Origin of the sequence: Paracoccus sp. T5 (assembly GCF_048538155.2) — a bacterium.
Taxonomy (GTDB): Bacteria; Pseudomonadota; Alphaproteobacteria; order Rhodobacterales; family Rhodobacteraceae; genus Paracoccus.
Map to the genome: position 1 here is coordinate 1,823,578 of NZ_CM135809.1, position 21,406 is coordinate 1,844,983.

16 protein-coding genes and 1 tRNA gene are annotated in these 21,406 nt (G+C 69.8%); 7 read left to right on the forward strand and 10 right to left on the reverse strand.

The genetic code is table 11. The annotated features are described in order from the left end of the window. Positions 1-61: 61 nt before the first annotated feature. From ACNR9W_RS09005 to ACNR9W_RS09020, 4 genes are all read right to left on the reverse strand, one after another. Positions 62-1,213, reverse strand: a complete 1,152-nt coding sequence (locus ACNR9W_RS09005; RefSeq protein WP_419267696.1) for a sensor histidine kinase — start codon at positions 1,211-1,213, stop codon at positions 62-64. A gap of 121 nt (positions 1,214-1,334) precedes the next feature. Continuing rightward, the gene (locus ACNR9W_RS09010) at positions 1,335-2,588 is read right to left on the reverse strand and encodes an AGE family epimerase/isomerase (RefSeq protein ID WP_419267695.1); all 1,254 of its coding nucleotides are present in this window, start codon (positions 2,586-2,588) and stop codon (positions 1,335-1,337) included. 13 nt (positions 2,589-2,601) lie between these two features. Further along, the gene (locus ACNR9W_RS09015) at positions 2,602-4,923 is read right to left on the reverse strand and encodes a Tex family protein (protein WP_419267694.1); all 2,322 of its coding nucleotides are present in this window, start codon (positions 4,921-4,923) and stop codon (positions 2,602-2,604) included. Between the two features lie 35 nt (positions 4,924-4,958). Next, on the reverse strand, positions 4,959-7,508 hold the full coding sequence (locus ACNR9W_RS09020; protein ID WP_419267693.1) for a cation:proton antiporter: 2,550 nt from the start codon (positions 7,506-7,508) through the stop codon (positions 4,959-4,961). A 182-nt stretch (positions 7,509-7,690) separates the two neighbouring features. On the opposite strand from ACNR9W_RS09020, the gene ACNR9W_RS09025 reads away from it, so the two are divergent. After that, positions 7,691-8,758 carry an alkene reductase gene (locus ACNR9W_RS09025; RefSeq protein ID WP_419267692.1) on the forward strand — a complete coding sequence of 356 codons (1,068 nt, stop codon included), beginning with the start codon at positions 7,691-7,693 and terminating at the stop codon, positions 8,756-8,758. Between the two features lie 47 nt (positions 8,759-8,805). Here the strand turns inward: ACNR9W_RS09025 and ACNR9W_RS09030 are convergent, their stop codons facing one another. From ACNR9W_RS09030 to ACNR9W_RS09040, 3 genes are all read right to left on the reverse strand, one after another. Beyond that, a complete protein-coding gene (locus tag ACNR9W_RS09030) occupies positions 8,806-9,060 on the reverse strand; it encodes a hypothetical protein (protein WP_419267691.1) in 255 nt (84 codons plus the stop codon). Between the two features lie 167 nt (positions 9,061-9,227). Further along, positions 9,228-10,634 (reverse strand): type I glutamate--ammonia ligase, encoded by a 1,407-nt coding sequence (glnA, locus tag ACNR9W_RS09035; RefSeq protein WP_419267690.1) that lies wholly within the window; start codon positions 10,632-10,634, stop codon positions 9,228-9,230. Between the two features lie 88 nt (positions 10,635-10,722). After that, a complete protein-coding gene (locus tag ACNR9W_RS09040; protein ID WP_111301053.1) occupies positions 10,723-11,061 on the reverse strand; it encodes a P-II family nitrogen regulator in 339 nt (112 codons plus the stop codon). 155 nt (positions 11,062-11,216) lie between these two features. On the opposite strand from ACNR9W_RS09040, the gene ACNR9W_RS09045 reads away from it, so the two are divergent. Together ACNR9W_RS09045 and ACNR9W_RS09050 are read left to right on the forward strand one after the other, a co-directional pair. Then, on the forward strand, positions 11,217-12,716 hold the full coding sequence (locus ACNR9W_RS09045) for an NAD(P)H-hydrate dehydratase (RefSeq protein ID WP_458478479.1): 1,500 nt from the start codon (positions 11,217-11,219) through the stop codon (positions 12,714-12,716). Between the two features lie 47 nt (positions 12,717-12,763). Further along, positions 12,764-12,848, forward strand: a tRNA-Leu gene (locus tag ACNR9W_RS09050). A 6-nt stretch (positions 12,849-12,854) separates the two neighbouring features. Here the strand turns inward: ACNR9W_RS09050 and ACNR9W_RS09055 are convergent. After that, a complete protein-coding gene (locus tag ACNR9W_RS09055) occupies positions 12,855-13,721 on the reverse strand; it encodes a LysR family transcriptional regulator (protein WP_419267688.1) in 867 nt (288 codons plus the stop codon). Between the two features lie 97 nt (positions 13,722-13,818). Here ACNR9W_RS09055 and ACNR9W_RS09060 point away from each other — a divergent pair, with 97 nt between their 5' ends. The 4 genes from ACNR9W_RS09060 to ACNR9W_RS09075 all read left to right on the forward strand — a co-directional run bounded on the left by ACNR9W_RS09060 (position 13,819) and on the right by ACNR9W_RS09075 (position 20,058). Beyond that, positions 13,819-15,372 (forward strand): proton-conducting transporter transmembrane domain-containing protein, encoded by a 1,554-nt coding sequence (locus ACNR9W_RS09060; protein ID WP_419267687.1) that lies wholly within the window; start codon positions 13,819-13,821, stop codon positions 15,370-15,372. Positions 15,373-15,397: 25 nt separating this feature from the next. Further along, a complete protein-coding gene (locus ACNR9W_RS09065; protein ID WP_419267686.1) occupies positions 15,398-17,761 on the forward strand; it encodes a YbcC family protein in 2,364 nt (787 codons plus the stop codon). 205 nt (positions 17,762-17,966) lie between these two features. Further along, positions 17,967-19,040 (forward strand): hypothetical protein, encoded by a 1,074-nt coding sequence (locus tag ACNR9W_RS09070; RefSeq protein ID WP_458478480.1) that lies wholly within the window; start codon positions 17,967-17,969, stop codon positions 19,038-19,040. Positions 19,041-19,119: 79 nt separating this feature from the next. Then, a complete protein-coding gene (locus ACNR9W_RS09075; RefSeq protein WP_419267684.1) occupies positions 19,120-20,058 on the forward strand; it encodes an alpha/beta fold hydrolase in 939 nt (312 codons plus the stop codon). On the opposite strand, the gene ACNR9W_RS09080 is transcribed toward ACNR9W_RS09075, so the two are convergent. Next, positions 20,025-20,603: a DedA family protein gene (locus tag ACNR9W_RS09080; protein ID WP_419267683.1), complete on the reverse strand. Its 579-nt coding sequence runs from the start codon at positions 20,601-20,603 to the stop codon at positions 20,025-20,027. The genes ACNR9W_RS09075 and ACNR9W_RS09080 overlap by 34 nt on opposite strands. A gap of 65 nt (positions 20,604-20,668) precedes the next feature. Continuing rightward, the gene (locus tag ACNR9W_RS09085; protein WP_419267682.1) at positions 20,669-21,406 is read right to left on the reverse strand and encodes a COG3904 family protein; all 738 of its coding nucleotides are present in this window, start codon (positions 21,404-21,406) and stop codon (positions 20,669-20,671) included.

Below are 21,406 nucleotides of genomic sequence, written 5' to 3' on the forward strand. Positions count from 1 at the left end.
CGGCTCCTGTCGGTGGGAGGGGTGGCAGAGCAGCCGCGCTTGGACGCTGCCGTCCGGCTTGTCAATCGCCGGCGCGGACGGAAGTTCCCCGGCGGCCCAATTCCCCGACGTCTCGGGCGGTGTCGCCTTCGACCGGGTCCAGCCGCAGCTCCACCCGGAACAGCGCCCCGCCCAGGTCGGAACGGCCGTGCCGGAAAAGCCCGTCCATCTGCGCCGTGTAGACCTGGCAGATCTGCATGCCGAGGCCGGTTCCCTGGGCTGCGTCGAAACCCTCGGGCAGGCCCGGCCCGTCATCCTCGACCGTCAGGCGCAGGCGGTCGTCCGGGCAGTCCAGACGGATGCGGATCATCGCCTGCCGGTTGGCGCCACCGTGCTTGACCGCATTCCCGATCAGTTCGGCCAGGATCTGGCCGATCGCCGCCGCCTGCGCGGGCTTGACCGGCACCGGCCGGTCGCCGTTCAGGTCCAGCTCGATCCGGCCGTTCAGCGCCTGACCCAGGTCCATCGCCAGGACCCGCACGTAATCCATCAGCGGCAGTTCATCCGCGCCCGGGTCCAGGTGCAGCTGATCGTGCACGCGCGCGAGGGTCGCGATCCGGTTGGCCGCATCGCCCAAAAGTGCCCCTGCCTCGCCGCCGGAATGGACCCGGGACTGCATCCGCAACAGCGCGATGACCGAGGCAAAGCTGTTCTTGACCCGGTGGTCGATCTCGCCCAGCAGGACCTTTTGCCGGGCCAGGGCCGCGTCCTTCAACGCAACCTCCTGCGCCAGGGCGCGGGCCTGTTCCTCCAGCAGCTTCCTTGCCGTGACGCTGTCTGTGATGTCGCGAGAGCTGGCCAGGATGCGTTCCACATGTCCGCGCGGCCCCCGCACGGGCGAGACCGTCACATGCCACCAGCGCGGCGTGCCGCGGGCCGTCGGGCAGAAGGCCTCGAAGGTGCTGACGCGGCCGTCGCGCGCCGCCGCCATGGCGTCGTCCAGCAGCCGATGGCTTTCCGCAGGCCAAAGCGCGGGCCAGGGCCGATCCTCGATCATGCCGAAATCCGCGATTTCCATCGCGCACATGCCATTGCTGTTCATGAAGCTGACGCGACCATCGACCTCGATCAGCTTGATGCAGTCGGGAGAGCTGTCGAGAACGGACAGCGCAAAGCCGGTCTCCACCCCCGCCAGCAGGTCGAGGGCGTGCAGATTGGGGTCGACTGCGGTCATGGACAGCTGATCTTCATCTGGCAATATCGGTTCACTCGGCATCTCCCCGTCAATAGCCGGGATGGTCCGAAAAAGCAGCAACGGCGATGTTTTGTCAACGAATTAATCGCGTGACCCAAAGTCAACCCGCATGGTTTCTGTCAAGTGGCCGGATATCGTGCAGCTGTTGCGCCTGCCGCGACAACCCGCGCGCCAAGGGCAGCAGATCGGCCTGCAGCGCGTGATAGATGTCGGGCTTGCCCGCGAACTGGCGGCTGGACGGCCGGTCGTCGGACCCCAGTTCGGGGAACCATCCGCCACGCTCATGGTCTATCAGGTGCGCGGCGGCGAAGTCCCACAGCCGCCGATACCAAGCCTCATCCCCCGGCTGCGGGTCCGCCTTGATCAGGGCGGCGACGGCGCCGATCGCCTCGGTCACAGGCCACCAATAGCGGGCCGGATTGTCCACCGCCCCTCCGAAGCGCAGCGTATAGGCCAGCCCGCCCCGCTGGTCGTCCCAGGCATCGGCCAGGGCCCGCTGGGTCAGGGCGCGGGCCTGCGCGGGCGCAACGCCCGCAGGCCGCCCCGCCAGGTCCCACCATTGCAGCAGCAGGCGCGCCATTTCGAAGCTGTGGCCGGGCGTGGTGCCGGCGGGCCGGAACATGGGGTTTCCCGCATAGGCGCGGTCGGGCCGCCAGTCCCCGTCGTAATGTTCCGGAATCCGCCAGCCTTCGGAGGCAGCCTGACCCGCGATGAAGAAATCCAGGATGCGGCCTGCGCGGCGCAGGTATTCGCCCTCGCCGGTCGCCTCATGCGCGGCCAGGAGCGCTTCGACCCCGTGCATGTTGGCGTTCATGCCGCGATAGGTCGAAAAGGGCTGCCAGTCGCGGGTGAATTCGTCGCGGAACAGCCCCGCCGCGTCGTCCCAGAAATGCCGGTCCAGCACCTCCGCGATGTCGGTCAGCAGCCGGTCAGCATCGGGATGCCCCACCATCCTGGCGCTGGAAGCCGCCAGCAGGACGAAGACATGGCCATAGGCCAGCTTGGTCCCATCGTCCACTCGGTCCCCCTCGACCGACCAGACGAAGCCGCCGTGGTCGCGGTCGCGATGATGCGACCACAGATAAGCCATGCCCTGGTCGATGATCCCGGCGGCATCCGGCCGCCCGGCCATCTGCCCCAGGGCGTAGGAATGCACCAGTCGCGTGGTCGTGTGCAGCTCCTGCACCTGACCGGGCAGCGGGCCTCCGTCCAGGTCCAGAACGTGAAACCCGCCGCCCCTGCGCGGGCTGGCGTCGAAGAAATCCAGCGCGCGGCGGGCATCGGCGGCCAGAAAGGCGCGGTGCTGCGGGTCGTTCAGCCAATGGCCGGCGATGTCGTGCTGTCCTGCCTGCATCCGTCCGTTCCTCTCAGCGCTTGCGCAAGGCGTCGGCCAGGGCCGAGCCAAAGGCGCCCTGCCCGGCACCGCCCTTTGGACCCGCCTGCCCGCCGCGCGGCTTGCCCGGTGCCTTGTCGGCCCGCGCCGGGCGCGGCTCCGTGGCGCCGCCGTCCTTGCGCATCGTCAGGCCGATGCGCTTGCGCGCCACGTCCACCTCGGTCACGCGGACGCGGACCACGTCCCCTGCCTTGACGACCTCATGCGGGTCCTTGACGAAGCGGTCGGCCAGCTGGCTGACATGGACCAGCCCGTCCTGATGAACCCCGATATCCACGAAGGCCCCGAAGGCCGCGACATTGGTCACGGTGCCTTCCAGCGACATGCCCGGGCGCAGGTCCTTGATGTCCTCGACCCCTTCGGCAAAGCTGGCGGTGACAAAGCCGGGCCGCGGGTCGCGGCCGGGCTTTTCCAGCTCAGCCAGGATGTCGCGCACGGTGGGCAGGCCGAAATCGCCGCTGACGAAATCTTCGGCCCGCAGCCGCTTGAGGGCCGAGGGATCGCCCATCACCGCCCGCAGGTCTCGCCCGCAGGCGCCGACGATCTTGCGCGCTAGGCCATAGGCCTCGGGGTGGACGGCCGAGGCGTCCAGCGGCTCGTCCCCGTCGCGGATGCGCAGAAAGCCCGCGCATTGCTCGAAGGCCCGCGGCCCGAGGCCTGCGACCTTCTTCAGCGCCGCGCGCGACCGAAAGGCGCCGCCGGCATCGCGATGCGCGACGATGGACTGGGCCAGCGACGGCCCCAGCCCCGCGACATGCGCCAGAAGCGGAGCCGAGGCCGTGTTCAGGTCCACCCCCACGGCGTTCACGGCATCCTCGACGACGGCCTCCAGCGTCTTGGCCAGCTGGCGCTGGTCCACGTCGTGCTGGTACTGGCCCACGCCGATCGACTGCGGCGGCACCTTGACCAGTTCGGCCAGCGGGTCCTGCAGCCGCCGGGCGATCGACACCGCGCCCCGCAGGCTGACGTCCAGGCCCGGAAACTCCTTCGCCGCCAGTTCAGACGCGGAATAGACCGAGGCCCCGGCCTCGGACACGATCACCTTGGTCGGCACCTTCACGCCCTTGGGCAGGCGTTTCAGGACATCGGCCACCAGACGCTCGCTCTCGCGGCTGGCGGTCCCGTTGCCGATGGCGATCAGGTCCACGCCGTGCTTGGCGATCAGTGCCAGCAGCGTCGCCTCGGCCCCGCGCAGGTCGTTTTTCGGCTGGAAGGGATAGATGGTGGCGGTGTCCAACAGCTTGCCCGTGGCATCCACGACCGCGATCTTGCAGCCGGTGCGGATGCCGGGGTCCAGGCCAAGCGTCGCGCGGGGACCCGCGGGCGCCGCCAGCAGCAGGTCGCGCAGGTTGCGGGCAAAGACCTGGATCGCCTCGTCATGCGCGCGTTTGCGCAGTTCCGTCAGCAGGTCGATATACATCGTGTTCGACAGCCGCACGCGCCAGGCCCAGCCCGCCACGCCCCGCAGCCAGTCGGCCCCCGCCCCATGTCCCACCGGCCCAAGCGCCTGTGCCACGATCCCCTCGGCCCGTGCAGCCCCCGTGTCCGGATCGGGCGAGATGTCGATGGTCACGACCTCTTCCTTGGCCGCCCGCAGGATGGCCAGGGCGCGATGGCCGGGAATGCCCGCCCAGGTTTCGCGGTGGTCGAAATAATCGCTGAACTTGGCGCCGGCCTCCTCCTTGCCGGCCACCACGCGGGCCGCGATGATCGCCTCGCGGCGCATGAAGTCGCGCAAGGAGCCCAGCACCCCGGCATTTTCGGACAGTTCCTCGACCAGGATGTCGCGAGCGCCTTCCAGCGCAGCCTTGGGCGTCTCGACCGCGCCCTGGACATAGGCCGGGGCCAGCGCCGCCGGATCGCGGGCCGGATCGGCCTGGATGGCGCGCAGCAGCGGCTCCAGCCCGTTTTCGCGCGCGATCATCGCCTTGGTGCGGCGCTTGGGCTTGAAGGGCAGATAGATGTCCTCCAGCGCGGCCTTGGTCTCGGCCGCCCCGATGCTGCGGGTCAGGTCGTCGGTCAGCTTGCCCTGGTCGCGGATCGAGCCCAGGATCGCCGCGCGGCGTGCCTCCATCTCGCGAAGATAGGCCAGCCGCTCGGCCAGGGTGCGCAGCTGCGTGTCGTCCAGGCCGCCCGTCACCTCCTTGCGATAGCGCGCGACGAAGGGGACCGTGGCGCCCCCGTCCAGCAGCCCTGCGGCGGCGGTCACCTGGGCGGGCGAGGCCGCGATCTCGGCGGCGATCTGGCGGGCGATGCGCGAAGCGGTGGCAGAGGCGGTAACGGCGGCGGCGTCCATGCGGAACCCTCGGGTCTTGGTGGTGAAGCGCCTGTCTAGCCCGTCGATGGGGCCGCGCCAAGCGGGGCGTCAAGCTGCAGTTCGGGCAGGCGCAGCACCTCGCCGGCCGAGGCCTTGCCCACGATGCTGTCGCGCACCGCCTGCCGCAGCGCCGGCGACCGCTTCAGCAGCCGCCGAAAGCCGGTCTCGTCCAGCATCAGAAGGCTGGTCGGCGTGATCGCCCGCACCTCGGCCCGGCGGATGCGGCTGGTCAGGACGCCCATCTGGCCGAACATCTCGCCGCGCCCGAGGCGGGTGGTCTGGCCGGCGACCTCCTGTTCGACCGCGCCCGAGGCCACGAAAAAGACCGTGCGCGCAGGCGTGTCCTTGCGGGTGATCAGGTGGCCGGCATTCACGTATCGGGTCCGCACCTCGCGGCTGAGGCGCTTGAGGTCGCCGTCATCCAGATCCTCGAACAGGGGGAACTGGCGCACTAGGTCGTTCTTGCGCAGCGCCAGGTCAAGCTTGGGGCGGCGCTCGGTCTGCTGGCGGCGGCGGGCGATGTCCAGCATCAGCTCGGTATGCACCTCGGATCCGATCAGCCCGTCCTCGCGCAGGGCGTTGTATTCCCGCTCTTCCAGGCGCAGCGCGGTCCGGCGGATGAAGCGCCGCTCCAGCTCCTCGGCATAGCCCGGATATTGCAGTCGCAGACCCTCCAGCGCGGTCTCCACGGCCTCGATGCGGCGGTTCAGCAATTCATGCAGCAGCTCGGCCACGCGGCGGCCGTGGATGCGCCGGATGCGACGGTCGATGAAACCGTGGATGTCGCGCAGGATCAGACGTTTGGCCAGCAACATCTCGAAACGGTCCGCGGTCATGCGGGCCAGGCTGCTTGGGATGCCAAGCCGGTTGCGCAGAAAGGCCGCAAAGCGGAAGGCGGGCCCATAGCTGAGGCCGGATCGCGCGGCCCGCTGGTAACCCGTGCGCCCGCCCGACCGCGCGCCTTCGATCAGGCGGTCCGCGTCGAACAGCGCCTGTTCGGACAACCGCGCCGAAATGGCACGCTCGCGGAAACGCTGCAGGATCACCTCGCGCTCGTGGGCGGCCAGCGCGATCAGGCCCAGGGTGATGCGGTCGCGGTCCAGGATCTCGGCATTGTCCTCGGCCTCGGCGCGTTCGACCGCGTCGTCCAGCCGTTCGGCAAAGCGCTTGGCCTCGCTGCGCACGGTTTCGCGGGTCAGTTCATAGTTCTCGGTGGCTGAGGCCACGCCTTCGCGGACGCTCTGCAGCGCGACCGCCACGACCTGGTTCGACAGCGCCCGGTCCAGCGGCGACAGCTTGTCCAGGCCCAGCAGGCTGATGACGCCGCGCAGCGTGGTGCCCTGCACGATCAGCGTGAAGAGGGTGAAGCCGGTCGCCAGGATGCCGACCAGGCGCTTGGTCTCGACCGGAACGCGCAGGCTCTCCGTCACGGCCAGAGCCAGCGCCAGGGTGACCGCGCCGCGCAGGCCGCCCCACATGATCGCGACGCGGTAGGGCCGCTGGATGCGGGGCGACAGCCGCAGCCCGGTCAGCAGCGGCAGCAGCAGGAACAGGATGATGGCGCGGGCCACGAAGGCCGCCAGCACCACCAGGCCCACCAGGACCAGATCGGCCAGCCGCACCTCGCCCAGCAGGCGCGGGATCAGCAGCGCGGCCAGGATAAAGATCAGCGCCCCGGCCCAATGCGCCAGAAGGCCCCAGACCTCGCGCAGATTCACCCAGAAGGCGGGCGCCAGCCGGCCCGGTCCCATGAAGTTCAGCGTCACCCCGGCCGCCACGACGGCGATCACGCCGGACGCGCCCAGCACCTGTTCCGCGCCGATATAGGCCAGATAGGGCACCGCGACCGAGACCGAGATCTGGGCCGTCTCGAACCGCCCGAAGACCCCCATCAGCATCAGCGCGATCCGCGCCACCAGCCAGCCGGCCACCGCCCCACCCAGGATCAGCGCCGGAAACTGCGCCAGCGCCTCGCGCAGCGTCGGGTTCGGAACGCCCAGCATCACATAGCTCATGAACAGGCCGAACAGCGCGATGGCGGCGGCGTCGTTCAGCAGGCTTTCGCCCTCGATGATGCGGGCCAGACGCCGCGGTGCCGACAGCGACCGAAAGATCGAGACGACGGCCGAGGGGTCGGTGGTGGAAACGATGGCCCCGATCAGCAGGCCCACCATCAGGGGCAGCCCGCCGATCCAGGCCAGCGCATAGCCGATGGTCAGGGTGGCCACGACCACGGCCACCACCGCCAGGGTCAGGATCGGCACCCAGTCGTCCAGCATCCGGCGGATGTTCATCTCCAGCGTGGCCTGGAAGATCAGCGTCGGCAGGAACACGTACATGAACACGCTGGACCGGATCGGCAGCGACAGGATGCTTTCCGCGATCGGGTTCAGCGTGTCGGTCAGGTCGGTGCGCAGAAAGAAGATCGCGCCGCCGCCGATCATGATTCCGATCGCCGCCAGCATCACGCTGAAGGGCAGCGAAAGACGCGCCGCCAACGGCTCTGCCGCGGCGATCAACAGGAACAGGACGGCGGTGAAGGTCGTCAGCAGAACGATATCCATGCTTTCGGAATAAAGGCATATCTCGTCTTTTGGAAGAAGCCTGCCGCCACATCTGGCCCGGTTTCGCGGCGCTGACGGCGAATTGAGGCAACCCGGCCTGCCTTGAAATCCGCAGGTCCGACCTACAGGTCAGAGCGGGGGCCGAAGACGGCCCCCAAGATGTTGAAGGAAAGGAAGACGCGATGTCGTCGATGTTCGAGCCGCTGACCCTGGGCGCGGTCACCCTGAAGAACCGGGTCGTGATGGCCCCGCTGACCCGCAGCCGCGCGGGAGAGGCCCGGGTGCCGAATGACCTGATGGTCGAGTATTACGGCCAGCGCGCCGGTGCCGGGCTGATCCTGTCCGAAGCGACCAGCGTCATGCCGATGGGCGTGGGCTATGAGGCGACCCCCGGCATCTGGTCCGAGGAGCAGGTCGCGGGCTGGTCCGCCGTCACCCGAGCCGTCCACGAGCGCGACGGGCTGATCTTCCTGCAACTGTGGCATGTCGGCCGGATTTCCGACCCGCAGTTGCTGGACGGGCAGCTGCCGGTGGCACCCTCGGCCATCCAGCCCTCGGGGCATGTCAGCCTGCTGCGCCCCAAGCGGCCCTATGCGACGCCCCGCGCGCTGGAGACTGACGAGATCCCCGGGATCGTGGAGGCCTATCGCCTGGCCGCGGCCAATGCCCGGCGCGCCGGGTTCGACGGGGTCGAGATCCATGCCGCGAACGGCTACCTGATCGACCAGTTCCTGCAGGACCGAAGCAACACCCGCAGCGACCGGTATGGCGGCTCGATCGAGAACCGGACGCGGCTGCTGGAAGAGATCGCGGATGCGGTCATCGGGGTTTGGGGCGCGGATCGCGTGGGCGTGCACCTGGCGCCGCGCGGCGATGGGCATGACATGGGCGACAGCGATCCGCATGCTCTGTTCACGCATGTCGCCAGGCAGATGGGCCGGCGGGGCGTGGCCTTCCTGTGCCTGCGAGAACACCTAGCCGAGGACAGCCTGCTGGACGCCATCCGCAACGCCTTTGGCGGCCCGGTCATCGCCAACGAGGGCCTGACCCGCGAGACGGCGGCGGCGCTGCTGGCCGAGGGTCGGGCGGATGCGGTGGCCTTCGGACGCGACTTCATCGCGACGCCGGACCTGCCCGAGCGGTTCCGCCGGGGCCTGGCCCTGAACGACCAGGATCCTGCGACCTTCTACCAGGGCGGCGCGCAGGGTTATGTCGATTACCCGATCGCCACGGGTCTGGCCGCCGAATGACCGGAGGCCTCGGGGCCGGGCCTCTGCCCGGCCCGGGGCGGGGCGGATCAGCCGCCGTTGCGGCTAGAAAAATCGACCATCCCGCCGCGCGGCAGGGCCGTGACCTGCACGATGTCATTGGCCGACAATCCGCGGCGGGCCAGGTCGCGCGTGTCATAGATGTCGCCTGCGCGGCGGTCGACGGTCATAGCCGTCATGGACGGCCTGACGAATTCGGGACGTTCGTTCATGCCCATCGATCCGGCAGATGCGGGAACGGCGGCAAGGCTGGCCAGGACGGCGGTTAGGGCAAAGCGGGTCATGTGACATCTCCACGGGCTGGGGGTGAGGGATCTTCCTGATCCTGCCTTCAGCCACGTGCCGCCCGGTCCGGGCAGTGCAGCGGTCACGCAAGCGTGACAGCGCCGACAGGGCCAAATGGAAAGGGCGGCCACTGGGGCCGCCCTTCCTGTTGGTCGTCAGGCTGCGATCAGCAGCTGTAATACATCGCGTATTCGACGGGATGGGGGGTATGCTCGTAGGCGTACACCTCTTCCCACTTCAGGGCGATGTAGGATTCCAACTGGTCGCGGGTGAACACGTCGCCCTGCAGCAGGAAGTCCATGTCCTTGTCCAGCTCCTCCAGCGCCTCGCGCAGGCTGCCGCAGACGGTCGGGATCTCGGCCAGTTCCTCGGGGGGCAGGTCATAGAGGTCCTTGTCCGAGGCCGGGCCCGGATCGATCTTGTTCTTGATGCCGTCAAGGCCGGCCATCAGCAGCGCTGCGAAGGCCAGGTAGGGGTTGGCCGCCGGATCGGGGAAGCGGGCCTCGACGCGCTTGGCTTTCGGCGATTCCGTCCACGGGATGCGGACGCAGCCGGACCGGTTGCGGGCCGAGAACGCGCGCAGCACAGGAGCCTCGAAGCCCGGGATCAGGCGCTTGTAGCTGTTGGTCGAGGGGTTGGTCAGCGCGTTCAGCGCCTTGGCGTGCTTCAGGATGCCGCCGATGAAATACAGCGCCTCCTGGCTCAGGTCGGCGTACTTGTCGCCCGAGAACAGCGGCTTGCCGTCCTTCCAGATCGACATGTTCACGTGCATCCCCGACCCGTTGTCGCCCTTCATGGGCTTGGGCATGAACGTCACCGACTTGCCATAGGCATGGGCCACGTTGTGGATGACGTACTTGTATTTCTGGATGTTGTCGGCCTGCTCGACCAGACCGCCGAAGATCAGCCCCAGCTCGTGCTGGCAGGTCGCGACCTCGTGGTGGTGCTTGTCGACCTTCATCCCCATGCGCTTCATGGTGGACAGCATCTCGCCCCGGATGTCCTGGGCGGTGTCGATCGGGTTCACCGGGAAATAGCCGCCCTTGTGGGCCGCACGGTGGGCGGTGTTGCCCATCTCGTATTCTGTATCGGTATTCCAGGCGGCATCGGCCGCGTCGATCTGGAATGACACCTTCTGCGGCGTCACCGAATAGCGCACGTCGTCGAAGATGAAGAACTCGGCCTCGGGGCCGAAATAGGCGGTGTCGCCGATGCCCGATGCCTTCAGATAGGCCTCGGCCTTGGCGGCGGTCCCGCGCGGGTCGCGGCTGTAGGCTTCACCCGTGTCCGGCTCGACCACGTTGCAATGCACGCACAGCGTCTTTTCGGCATAGAACGGATCGATATAGACCGAAGCCGGGTCCAGGATCAGTTTCATGTCCGACTGGTCGATCGACTTCCAGCCCGCGATCGAGCTGCCGTCGAACATGAAGCCTTCCTCGAAGAAGTCCTCGTCGACCAGGTCGCGGTCCAGGGTCACGTGCTGAAGCTTGCCCTTGGGGTCGGTGAAGCGCACGTCGACATAGGCGACATCCTCTTCCTCGATCAGCTTCAAGACATCCTTGATTTCCATCTCTTCCCTTTCTTCATGGTAGCAACCCGGCGGCCGAGGCGGCCGGGCGCGGGAGTCTGCAGTCGTTCCGCTTGGTCCCTGGTGTCAATCAGACCGCGTCGTCGCCGGTCTCGCCGGTCCGGATGCGGATCGCCTGTTCGACAGGCAGGACAAAGATCTTGCCGTCGCCGATCTTCTCGGTGCGCGCCGCGCTGACGATCGCCTCGATGGCCGCCTCGACCTGGTCGTCGGGCAGCACCATCTCGATCTTCACCTTGGGAAGGAAATCGACCACGTATTCGGCGCCGCGATACAGCTCGGTATGTCCCTTCTGGCGACCGAAGCCCTTGACCTCGGTAACGGAAAGGCCCTGCACGCCGACTTCCTGCAGCGCCTCCTTCACATCGTCCAGCTTGAACGGCTTGATGATCGCCTCGATCTTTTTCATCGCATCTGATCCTTCCTCGCGGCTTGCCTGACGCCTGATTGGCGCGTTTGATGGATGGCGTAAATGAGGCAGCTTGAACTTGGTGCGGCGGAATGCAGGCCGCCCCGCCAGTTGCCCTAACTTTGGTCACTCTGCATAGAATATAGGCAAATTCCATGCTGCACGGCACCCGGATCCTGAGCAGCGCCCAAATGCGCGCCATCGAATCTTCCGCCATCGCCCAAGGGACGGTGACCGGCCTGACACTGATGGAGCGGGCGGGGCATGGCGTCGTGGCTGCGATTCTGGACCGGTGGCCGGACCTCGTGCAGGCGCCGGGGCGGGCCATGGTCCTTTGCGGGCCGGGCAACAACGGCGGCGACGGCTTCGTCATCGCCCGGCTGCTGGCAGAGCGGGGGTGGCAGGTGCGCGTCCTGCTGGCGGGCGATCCGGCCGCCCTGCCCCTGGATGCGCGCCGCAACCATGACCTGTGGCGGGCCTTGGGGCCCATCGCGCCGCTGCCCGAAGTACCCCAAGACATTGCTGCCGACCTTGCCGTGGATGCGCTTTTCGGGATCGGGCTGACCCGCCCGGTCGATGCCTTCGCGCCCGCCCTGGCCGCCCTGCGCGCCGCGCCGCGGCTGGTTGCGGTCGATGTGCCAAGCGGCCTTTGCGCCGACAGCGGGAGGGTGATCGGGGCCGCAGGCCCTGCCCCGGCCGACCTGACCGTGACCTTTCAGCGGCCCAAGCCGGGTCACTACCTGTCTCAAGGGCCGGCGCTGTGCGGCCATCTGGCGCTTGTCGATCTGGGGCTGACGGACGACGCTGACGGACCGTCGACGACAAGGGTCGAAGCTGCGGACCTCGCCAAGGCCCAAGGGCACAAGTTCGACCATGGTCACGCCCTGATGGTCGCGGGCGGACCTGCACGGGGCGGCGCGGCACGGCTGTCGGCGCGGGCGGCGCTGCGCATCGGGGCGGGGCTGGTGACCCTGTGCCCGCCGCGCGCGGGCCTGCCGGAACATGCGGGCCCGCCCGATGCGCTGATGCGGCGCGCGCTGGATGGGCCCGAGGATCTGGAGGGGCTGCTGGCGGATGCCCGCATCGCGGTCCTCTGCCTCGGTCCCGGCTGTGGGATCGACCGGGCCGCAAGCCTGCTGCCGCCGCTGCTGGCCTCGGGCCGACCGGCAGTGCTGGATGCCGATGCCATCACCGCCCTGGCCGGTCGCGCGGACCCGTTCCACGACCTCCACGGCCGCTGTGTCCTGACCCCTCATGCGGGAGAATTCGGGCGCCTGTTTCCCGACCTGGCGCAGCGCCTGGACGAAACTCCGCTGACCGGCCCCGCCTTTTCGCGGCTGGATGCGGCGCGCCAGGCCGCCACCCGCGCGGGCGCGGTGGTCCTGCTGAAGGGCCCCGATACCGTGATCGCCGCACCCGATGGCCGCGCCGCGGTTCATTCGGCCCCGGACCTGCCCTGGCTTGCGACGGCGGGGGCAGGCGACGTGCTGGCCGGGATGATCGCGGGATTGCTGGCGCGTGGCTGGCCGGGGCTGGAGGCCGCTGCGGCTGCGACACTTGTTCACGCGCGCGCCGCCCGCCGCTTTGGTCCCGGCCTGATCGCGGATGACCTGCCCGACCAGCTGCCCGCCGTGCTGCGCGACATGGAGGCGTGATTTTCCCCCTCGCCTCGGCCCGCGGCCTTTGCTATGAGGCCGCCGATGCGGGTGTGGCGAAATTGGCAGACGCACCAGATTTAGGTTCTGGCGCCGCAAGGCGTGGGGGTTCAAGTCCCTCCACCCGCACCAATCCCCTCACTCTCCGGCCAGAAGCTGCGTCAGCAGCGGGTTGGGAAAGCGTCGTTGCAGGGTCACGGCGTAGAACGTCTCGGTGATCTGGTCCAGGCGCGCGGCCTCGACCAGGATGCCGGCATCCAGCTCATCGCGCACGACGATGGGGGGAATCACCGCAAGGCCTGCCCCCTCGCGTGCCAGCAGGCGCAGCATCGCCATGTCATCCGCCTCGGCCGCGATGATGGGCGACACGCCAAGCCGCGCAGTCATCGCGTCGAACGCCGCACGCAGCGCCGTTTCCGGCACGGGCAGGATCAGCGGTTCCGTCTGCAGCAGATCGGCCAGCGTGCGCCCCATGCCGCCCGGCAGCCCGATCAGGCTGACCGGCTGCTCGGCCAGGCGATGGATCAGCCAGGGGCTGGCGGCATCCCGCGCGGGCGCGAGATTGGTCAGCACCACGTCCAGCGACAGCGCCTCCAGCCCGCGCAGCAATTCGCGCTGCGAACCCGAACGCAGCACCACCTCGACATCCGGGCGCCCGATCAGCGGGCGCAGGAAATGCATCTGGAAGTTCCGCGACAGCGTCGCCAGCGCCCCCACCCGCAGCGCGCGCCGGGCGCGGCCGGTCTCGCGCAGCGTGGCAGTCAGGTCCTCGGCCGCGCGAAAGATCGCCTCGGCATGGTCCAGCGCAATCCGGCCCGCCTCGGTCAGGATCAGGCCGCGCCCGCGCCGTTCGAACAGATCATGCCCAAGCGTCGCTTCCAGCGCGCGCAGCTGCGTCGACAGCGCGGATTGCGACAGGTTCAGCTGGCGCGCGGCGCCGGTCAGCGTGCCGTCCAGTGCGACGGCCCGAAACAGGCGCAGATGGTGAAGGTTCAATAGGGCCATCGTTCTACCAGACAGAATGTTTTCACAGAAAATATGTAATTTTCTGAAAGTTCGCCAGCAGCTATCTGCAGCAGGACCGTGTTTCCGGAGCCTGACCATGACCCAGATCCTGCCCCTGCCCTTTTTGGCCCCCGCGCTCTTGCTGGCGGCCGCGCTTGTCGCCCTGGCCTTTCCCCGCCGCGCCGCCATGCCCCGCATGGCCGAAGCCACGACCCTGGCCGCCCTGGCCTTGGCCGGTGCGGGCGTCCTTCAGCTGACCCTGACGGGAACGCAGGTCCTGACGCTGGCACCGGGGCTGACGCTGCGGCTGGATGCGGTCGGCACGACGATGGCGCTGCTGGTTGCCTTCGTGGGCTGGATCGTGGTCCGCTATGCCCGGACCTATCTGGTGGGCGAGGCCGGCGCCGCACGTGGTCACGCGGGCATCCTGGCCTGCCTGGCCTTTGTCCTGCTGCTGGTCCAAGCGGGCGACCTGGTCCTGATGACGGTCAGCTTCCTGGCGATCGGCCTGGTCATGCGGCAACTGCTGCTGTTCTATCCCGACCGGCCCGAGGCGCGCCGCGCGGCGGCCAAGTTCAGCCGGGTCTGGGGCGCGGGCGACCTGGCGCTGGTCGTGGCGGCGCTGTCGGCCTGGCAGGCCTTTGGCACCACCGATCTGCAAGCCCTGAACGATGCCGCCCGCGCGGTCCCGGTGCTGCCGCTGGCCGCCAAGATCTCCGTCGCCGCCCTGGTGCTGGCGGCGCTGCTGAAGACCGCGTCCTTCCCGCTGCATGGCTGGCTGACCGAGGTGATGGAGGCGCCGACCCCCGTCTCGGCCTTGCTGCATGCGGGCATCATCAACGGCGGCGGGCTGCTGCTGATCCGCACCGCCGACCTGGTGCAGGCCAGCCCCGGCGCCATGGCGGCGCTGGTCATGCTGGGTGGGCTGACGGCGCTGTTCGGCGCGGCGGTCATGCTGACGCAAAGCGCCGTCAAGACCGCGCTGGCCTGGTCCACGATCGCGCAAATGGGCTTCATGCTGCTGCAGTGCGGCCTGGGCCTCTGGGCGCTGGCGCTGCTGCATATCGTGGCGCATTCGCTCTACAAGGCGCATGGCTTCCTGGCCTCGGGCCAGGCGGTGCAGGCGGTGGCGGCGGCGCGGCGGCCGGGTCCTGTCGCGGTGCCCGGCGTGGGCGCGGTGGCGCGGGCCTTTGCCCTAGCGCTGGTCCTCTATGCGGCCGTAGCCTTCGGGTTCTGGGCGATCGGCGGGCCGAAATCGGCGCAGGCGCTGGCGCTTGGGGCAATCCTGATCTTTGGCACCGCCTATCTGGTGGCGCAGGGGCTGGCGGATGCCGCGCCGATGGCGCTGACGCGTCGCACGGCCGTGGCTTCGCTGGCGGCGGGTGTCGGCTACTTCGGGTTTCACCTGCTGGCGGCCCTGCTATGGGGTCCGCACCTGCCCAAGCCGCCCGTGCCGGGTGCGCTGGAATGGGCGCTGATCGTGCTGGCGCTGACCTCGTTCGGGCTGGTGGCGGTGGCGCAGGCGCTGTTCCCGCTCTGGGCGCATCACCCGGCCTCGGCCGCGCTGCGGGTCCACCTGGCCAACGGCCTTTACCTGAACGCGATCTTCGACCGGCTGATCGGCGGCTTCCGCGCCGTCCGGTCTCACTGATCCCCCTTTGGACCAAGAGGTTCCCATGTTCCTGAACCACGCCTCGATCACCGCCGACCAAGCCGCCGACCTGCTGGATGCCGCAACCGCCGCCGCCCGCGCCGTGCCCCCGGCCTTTCCGCTGTCCGCCACCGTCGCCGTGAACCCCTTTCTGGGCCAGACGGAGGAGGATCTGGCCACCGCCGCCGCGCGCCTGTCGCGGGTCGCAGGCCTGTCGCTGACCCGCCCGCGCGCCGATTTCGCGGCCGAGGTCGCCTCGGGCCGGATCAGCGACGACGACTTGGCCGCTGCCCTGATCGCCAGCACCTCGGCGCTGAAGCCGGTGGACCTGGCCATGCTGAAGGCGCGGCTGGCCTGCCCCGCCGCCACGCCCGAGGCCCTTCCGACGCTGGCCGACCTGGCCGCAGTCGCGACCGGGACCGACTGGCCCGCGATCATCGCCCGCGCGGTCGGGCTGTGGGCCGCCGGCCGGTTCGACCAGGGCCAAGCCCTGTGGACACCCGCCCCGAATCAGGACGCGTTCTCCGCCTGGAGGGAATGGGCGACCCATGACCTGACCCCCGAAATTGCGGGTCTTGCGGGCTTTTGCGCCCATGTCGCCGCCTGCCCCGATACGGCCGAACGGGCAATCCTGCGGGCGGCCGACCGGCTGTCGCTGACGGCCGCCTCGGCCCCCACGGCGTTCCATCGACTGCTGATCGACCTGGGCGGTTGGGCGCAGCACGCACGCTGGCTGTCCTGGCAGACAGAGTTGGAGGGCGGCGACGACGCGACGCTGACCGACCTTCTGGCCATCCGGCTGATCTGGGACGAGGCGCTGCTGGCGCATCTGCCGCAGCTGGCCCAGCCCTGGGCCGAGGTGGTGGCGCGCCATGCGCTGCCGGTCGAGCCGTCGGCCGACCAGGTGCTGGACGCCATCCTGCAGGACGCATCCGAACGCGCGCATCAGCGGCGGCTGGCGGCGCGGCTGGCCGGGCAGCGGTCCCTGCACGGGCGGCCCGCGCTGCAGGCGGCCTTCTGCATCGACGTGCGGTCCGAGACCTTCCGCCGGGCGCTGGAGGATGTGGCCCCCACCGTCGACACCATCGGATTTGCGGGCTTCTTCGGCCTGCCGCTGGCGCATCACCCGCATGCCTCGGACCAGGTCGAGGCGCATCTGCCGGTCCTGCTGCGGCCCGGCCTGCAGGCGACCAGCCAGGGCAGCGCGGCGTCAGAGCAGGATGCCCGGATCTCGGCCAGGGCGGCGCGGGCCTGGGGGCGGTTCCGGCAGGCGGCGGTCTCCTCCTTTGCCTTCGTCGAGGCGGCGGGTCCGATCTATGGGGCCAAGCTGCTGAAGGACGCGCTTGGTCGGGGCCATGGCCCGATGCCCGCGCCCGGACCGCGGCTGGCCAACAGCCTCGCGGCCGAGGCCAAGGGCGAACTGGCGGCCAAGGTCCTGCGGGCGATGGGCCTGACGCAGGGGCATGCCCGGCTGATCCTGCTGGTGGGCCACGGCGCCCATGTGACCAACAACCCGCATGAAAGCGCCTATCACTGCGGCGCCTGCGGGGGCCGGACGGGCGAGGTTTCGGCCCGGGTGCTGGCGGGCCTGCTGAACGACGCCGAAACGCGGGCCGCGCTGCCCGCCCAAGGCATCACCCTGCCCGAGGACACGCTGTTCGTGGCCGCGCTGCATGACACCACCACCGACCAGGTGACGCTGTACCAGGAGGGCCCGACCCGCGACCATGCGGCCGACCTGGCGCAGGCGCGGACCTGGCTGGACCAGGCCGGTGCCCGCACGCGGGCCGAACGGGCGCCACGGCTGCCGGGCGGCAGCGCCGCCACGTTGGCGGCACGGGCGGCCAACTGGGCCGAGACGCGGCCCGAATGGGGCCTGGCGGGCTGCGCGGCCTTTATCGCCGCGCCGCGCGCCGCGACCCGGGGCGTCGATCTGGGCGGGCGGGCCTTCCTGCACAGCTATGACCGCGACCAGGACCCGGATTTCGGCGTGCTGGAACTGATCCTGACCGCCCCGGTCGTGGTGGCCAGCTGGATCAGCCTGCAATACTATGGCTCGACCGTGGCGCCGCAGGTCTTTGGCGGCGGCAACAAGCTGATCCACAACGTCACCGGCGGCATCGGCGTGGTCGAGGGCAATGGCGGGCGGCTGCGGCCCGGCCTGCCCTGGCAGGCGGTCCATGACGGCACCCGCCCCAGCCACGAGGCGCTGCGCCTGACCGTGATGATCGATGCCCCGACCGCGGCGATGAGCGACATCCTGGCGCGCCACCCGGGCGTCAGGGCGCTGTTCGACAACGGCTGGCTGCACCTGCTGGCGCTGGACGGCGGCAAGGTCGCCGCCCGCTATCGCCCGGGTGGCGAATGGCGGGCCGAGACCGCCGCCTGAGGTCCTTGTCCCCGCGCCCGACCGGTGCGGGGGCAGGCCGCCTGACCTTTGTGAACTGGACCTTTCGGGCGAAAGGACCCATGCTGCCCCCTCGCAGGCGTGCTGCGGCCCGACCGGCCGCTGCGTCATGACCCGACCCGACCGGACCCGAAGACCGCGATCATTGACCTATCCCCTGCACCAACGCCCCACGGACGCCGCGCGCATGCCGCTGCGTCCTTCGCCCGGCCCGCGCTATCCGCGCTTCAAGCGGCGCATCCCCGAGCGGCTGTTCTACCTGCTGCCGGCGCTGATGTGGCTGGGCCTGTCGCTGCGCCACGGCAGCGTCACGCTGCCCACCGCCGCCAACCCCTCGATGGAGGCGGGCGGCCTCTGGGGGGAAAGCAAGTCGCAGGCGCTGGATCTGTTCGGACCCGCGGGACATCGTCGGCTGGCCCCTTTCGCGCGCGTCGAGTGCCGCCCCGGCACAGACCGCACCGCCAGGGCGCTGCGCGCCATGGAGGCGGCCGAGCTGCGCTTTCCCGTCGTGGGCAAGCCTGATCGGGGCTATCAGGGCTGGGGCGTCCGGGTGCTGAGGACGCAGGCCGACCTGTCGGACTATCTTGCCGTGCAGCCGCCCGGCGCGCTGGTCCTGCTGCAGGCGCTGGTCGACATGCCCGGCGAGGCCGCGATCTTTTATGTCCGCCAACCGGACGAGGCGCGGGGACGGATCATCTCGATGGCCTTCGTCTATCCGCCGCACGTCGTCGGGGACGGCCGCCGCAGCGTCGCGCAGCTGGTCCAGGAGGACAGCATCCTGCGCCCGAACGCCGATCTCTATCGCGATCGCCATCCCGAAAGCTGGAATAGCGTGCCGGCGCGGGACGCCTTCCACAGCCTCACCAATGCCCGCAGCGCCAGGCTGGGCGCGGTCTATCGCGACGCTGCATCCGAAATTACCCCGCAGCTGGAGGCGGAGATCGACCAGATCTCGCGCGAGCTGCCGGACTTTCACTTCGGGCGCTTCGACATCCGCTTTGCCAGCCCGCAGGCGCTGCGCGAGGGGCGCGGCTTTCGCATCGTCGAGCTGAACGGCGCCGGGGCCGAGATGCTGCACATCTGGTCGGGCGAAGGCACACTTGGCGGTGCCTATCGCGCGCTGTGGCGGCAATACCGCCTGCTGTTCGCCATCGGGGCCAAGATGCGGAGGCAAGGCGTCCGGCCGGTGGGCCTGCGGGGCATGTTCCGCCTGCAGCGCCGGCAGGAGGCCCTGCGCCGCATCTATCCGCCCAGTTCATGACGCCTCTTGCGGCCAAGCGGCAGGGGCCTGACATTGCACCGGCGCCCATGGCCGGCGTGCAGTTCAAGGATGCCTGCCGATGATCGCCGACCTTCCCCAATGTCCGCAGCCCGGGCAGATCATCCAGATCCCGGCCGAGGACTCCACCCTGGCCGCCGATGCGCTGGCCTATGTGCTGGAGCCGCTGCAGCCGCTGCGCGAACAGGTGACGGCCATCACCGGGCTGGGGCTGGAGTTCGACGACCTGCCGCCCGGAAGCCCCCGCAGGGTGCAGGTCGGGCCCGCCGCGGATGGTTCGCCGCTGTCGGTGCTGGCGGCGGGCCAGCGCGACGGGCAGCGGGTCATCTTTCTGCATGGCAGCCCGGGTCTGGGCGAGGAATGGGCGCGGTTTCTGGCCGATGTGCCCCCGGGGCGGCTGTACCTGGCCCCTGACCGGCCGGGCTTTGGCGCCAGCGGCGACCAGCCCCTGACCGATCTTGAGGCCCAGGCCCGCGCGGTCCTGCCGCTGCTGGGCGCGGCCGGGGGGCCTGGGGCCATTGTGGTGGGTTATTCCTATGGCGGCCCCGTGGCGCTGCGGCTGGCGGCCGATCATCCGGAGCGGGTGGCGGCGCTGCTGCTGGTGGCGCCGGCGGCCGATCCGGCGCTGGAGGAGACGCATCCCCTGCAGCAGGTCGCGGCGACCGATTTCTTTGCCCAGCTGCTGCCGACCGAGCTGACGAATTCCAATGCCGAACTGCTGGCGCTGCGCGAGGATCTGATGCGCCTTGGGCCGGACCTGTCGCGCCTGACGATGCCTGTGACCGTCGTGCAGGGGCTGGCCGATTCGCTGGTGCCGCCGGGCAACACCGATTACCTGCGCAGCCGCCTGTCGGGCCATGCCCGCCTGCGCAGCGTCATGATCGAGGGGGCGGACCACTTCCTGCCCTGGACGCATCACGACCTGCTGGCGGAGGCGCTGGATTGCCTGGCCGAGGGGCCGGGACCTCAGTCCGCGGATGCGTCATCCACCGGAAAATAGCGGCGCGCGGCCCATCGCCCGCCCAGGATGAGGGCCAGAAGCAACAGCCCGACCACCGCCCAGGCCCAGTTGCCCAGCCAGTCCAGCAGGACCACGTTCAGGCCCAGGGCGCCAAAGAACAGCACCACCACATAGACCAGCGCGATCGCCCCGTTGATCGCGGCAAAGCGCCGAAAGCCCACCCCCAGAAAGCCGCTGGCCACGAAGACCGGAAACAGCAGCCACGGGATCAGCCGCGCCAAAAGGCCTGCAGGCACCGCCCCCCGGTGCAGCAGCCGGTGACCGCGCACCAGCTGCGCCGGGTCGATCCAGGCCCGGATGCGGCGGCTGCGGCCGGCCAGGGCACCAAGCGCATAAAGCGACCAGTCGCTGACCACGATGCCCAGCGCAACCGCGCCCAGGGCCACCCCCGCGGCCATGTCACCCGAGGCCACCAGTGCCGCGGCTGCCAGGATCGCCGCCTCCTCCAGCACGAAGGGCGCCAGGAACAGCAGGGCCGCAAGGATCAGCGGGTTGCCCAGATGTTGATCGATCAGGGCTTGCACGCGGCCTCCGTCCTGTTGTCCTGCCGCCCCCGTTGCTATGCAAGGCCGCGTCCCGCCGCAACCGCTCAGCCTTTGGCGGCGGGCGTGGTCAGGCGCAACTCCTCCATCAGCGCGGCGTCGAGGAGGTTGATCTCCTCGGGCGGGGTGCGCAGGGCATGGGTCATCAGCCGCAGGTCGACGCCCATCTGCGTCAGGTAATCCATGACCCCCGCCTGCGCCCGCTGCAGGTCGTTGATCGCCATGAAGGCCGGCAGGATGGTGTTTCGACCGAAGTAATGCTGGTGGACGCCGACGATCCCGCCCGAGGCGACCTGACGGCTGACGCCACCCGCCAGCATGTAGGGACAGGCCGAGAGGCAGACCGCCCCCTCGCCCACCTCGGTCGCGTAGCCGGCCGCGCGGATGGTGCGTCCGATGGCCAGCGCGTCCGACACCGAGCCGCCGGAACTGTCCAGCATCACCCGCAGCGCCGCAGGCCGGTTGCGGTCCAACCAAGTGGCAAAGCGGTCGGCATCACCCGGCGCGATCTGGCCGGTCAGGCGGATCGCCTCCGCGTCGGCCGCGAATTCCAGGGCATCGGCCATCGGGCGCATCGCCGGAGCGCCCGGCTGCGCGGGGTCGGCGGGGCGGAGATCGGGACGATAGGGGCGCACGCTCGGTCCCTGCGCGGGGGGTGCGAAAAGGCCGGGCGCCGCCGTGCCGGGGCTGCGCAGCAGGTCCAGTCCGACGATGGCCATCGCCAGCAGCACCTGTGACGCCAGAACCGCCCGAATCGCCCGCTGCGGGGACGAGAGCCAGGCCAT

What these genes read in the sequence shown, in the direction of transcription:
- glnA (WP_419267690.1), bottom strand. Translation starts at nt 10,634, where the DNA reads ATGGAAATCAAGGATGTCTTGAAGCTGATCGAGGAAGAGGATGTCGCC.
- ACNR9W_RS09015 (WP_419267694.1), bottom strand. Translation starts at nt 4,923, where the DNA reads ATGGACGCCGCCGCCGTTACCGCCTCTGCCACCGCTTCGCGCATCGCC.
- ACNR9W_RS09060 (WP_419267687.1), top strand. Translation starts at nt 13,819, where the DNA reads ATGACCCAGATCCTGCCCCTGCCCTTTTTGGCCCCCGCGCTCTTGCTG.
- ACNR9W_RS09010 (WP_419267695.1), bottom strand. Translation starts at nt 2,588, where the DNA reads ATGCAGGCAGGACAGCACGACATCGCCGGCCATTGGCTGAACGACCCG.
- ACNR9W_RS09020 (WP_419267693.1), bottom strand. Translation starts at nt 7,508, where the DNA reads ATGGATATCGTTCTGCTGACGACCTTCACCGCCGTCCTGTTCCTGTTG.
- ACNR9W_RS09025 (WP_419267692.1), top strand. Translation starts at nt 7,691, where the DNA reads ATGTCGTCGATGTTCGAGCCGCTGACCCTGGGCGCGGTCACCCTGAAG.
- ACNR9W_RS09045 (WP_458478479.1), top strand. Translation starts at nt 11,217, where the DNA reads ATGCTGCACGGCACCCGGATCCTGAGCAGCGCCCAAATGCGCGCCATC.
- ACNR9W_RS09030 (WP_419267691.1), bottom strand. Translation starts at nt 9,060, where the DNA reads ATGACCCGCTTTGCCCTAACCGCCGTCCTGGCCAGCCTTGCCGCCGTT.
- ACNR9W_RS09075 (WP_419267684.1), top strand. Translation starts at nt 19,120, where the DNA reads ATGATCGCCGACCTTCCCCAATGTCCGCAGCCCGGGCAGATCATCCAG.
- ACNR9W_RS09065 (WP_419267686.1), top strand. Translation starts at nt 15,398, where the DNA reads ATGTTCCTGAACCACGCCTCGATCACCGCCGACCAAGCCGCCGACCTG.
- ACNR9W_RS09085 (WP_419267682.1), bottom strand. Translation starts at nt 21,406, where the DNA reads ATGGCCTGGCTCTCGTCCCCGCAGCGGGCGATTCGGGCGGTTCTGGCG.
- ACNR9W_RS09070 (WP_458478480.1), top strand. Translation starts at nt 17,967, where the DNA reads ATGCCGCTGCGTCCTTCGCCCGGCCCGCGCTATCCGCGCTTCAAGCGG.
- ACNR9W_RS09040 (WP_111301053.1), bottom strand. Translation starts at nt 11,061, where the DNA reads ATGAAAAAGATCGAGGCGATCATCAAGCCGTTCAAGCTGGACGATGTG.
- ACNR9W_RS09005 (WP_419267696.1), bottom strand. Translation starts at nt 1,213, where the DNA reads ATGACCGCAGTCGACCCCAATCTGCACGCCCTCGACCTGCTGGCGGGG.
- ACNR9W_RS09055 (WP_419267688.1), bottom strand. Translation starts at nt 13,721, where the DNA reads ATGGCCCTATTGAACCTTCACCATCTGCGCCTGTTTCGGGCCGTCGCA.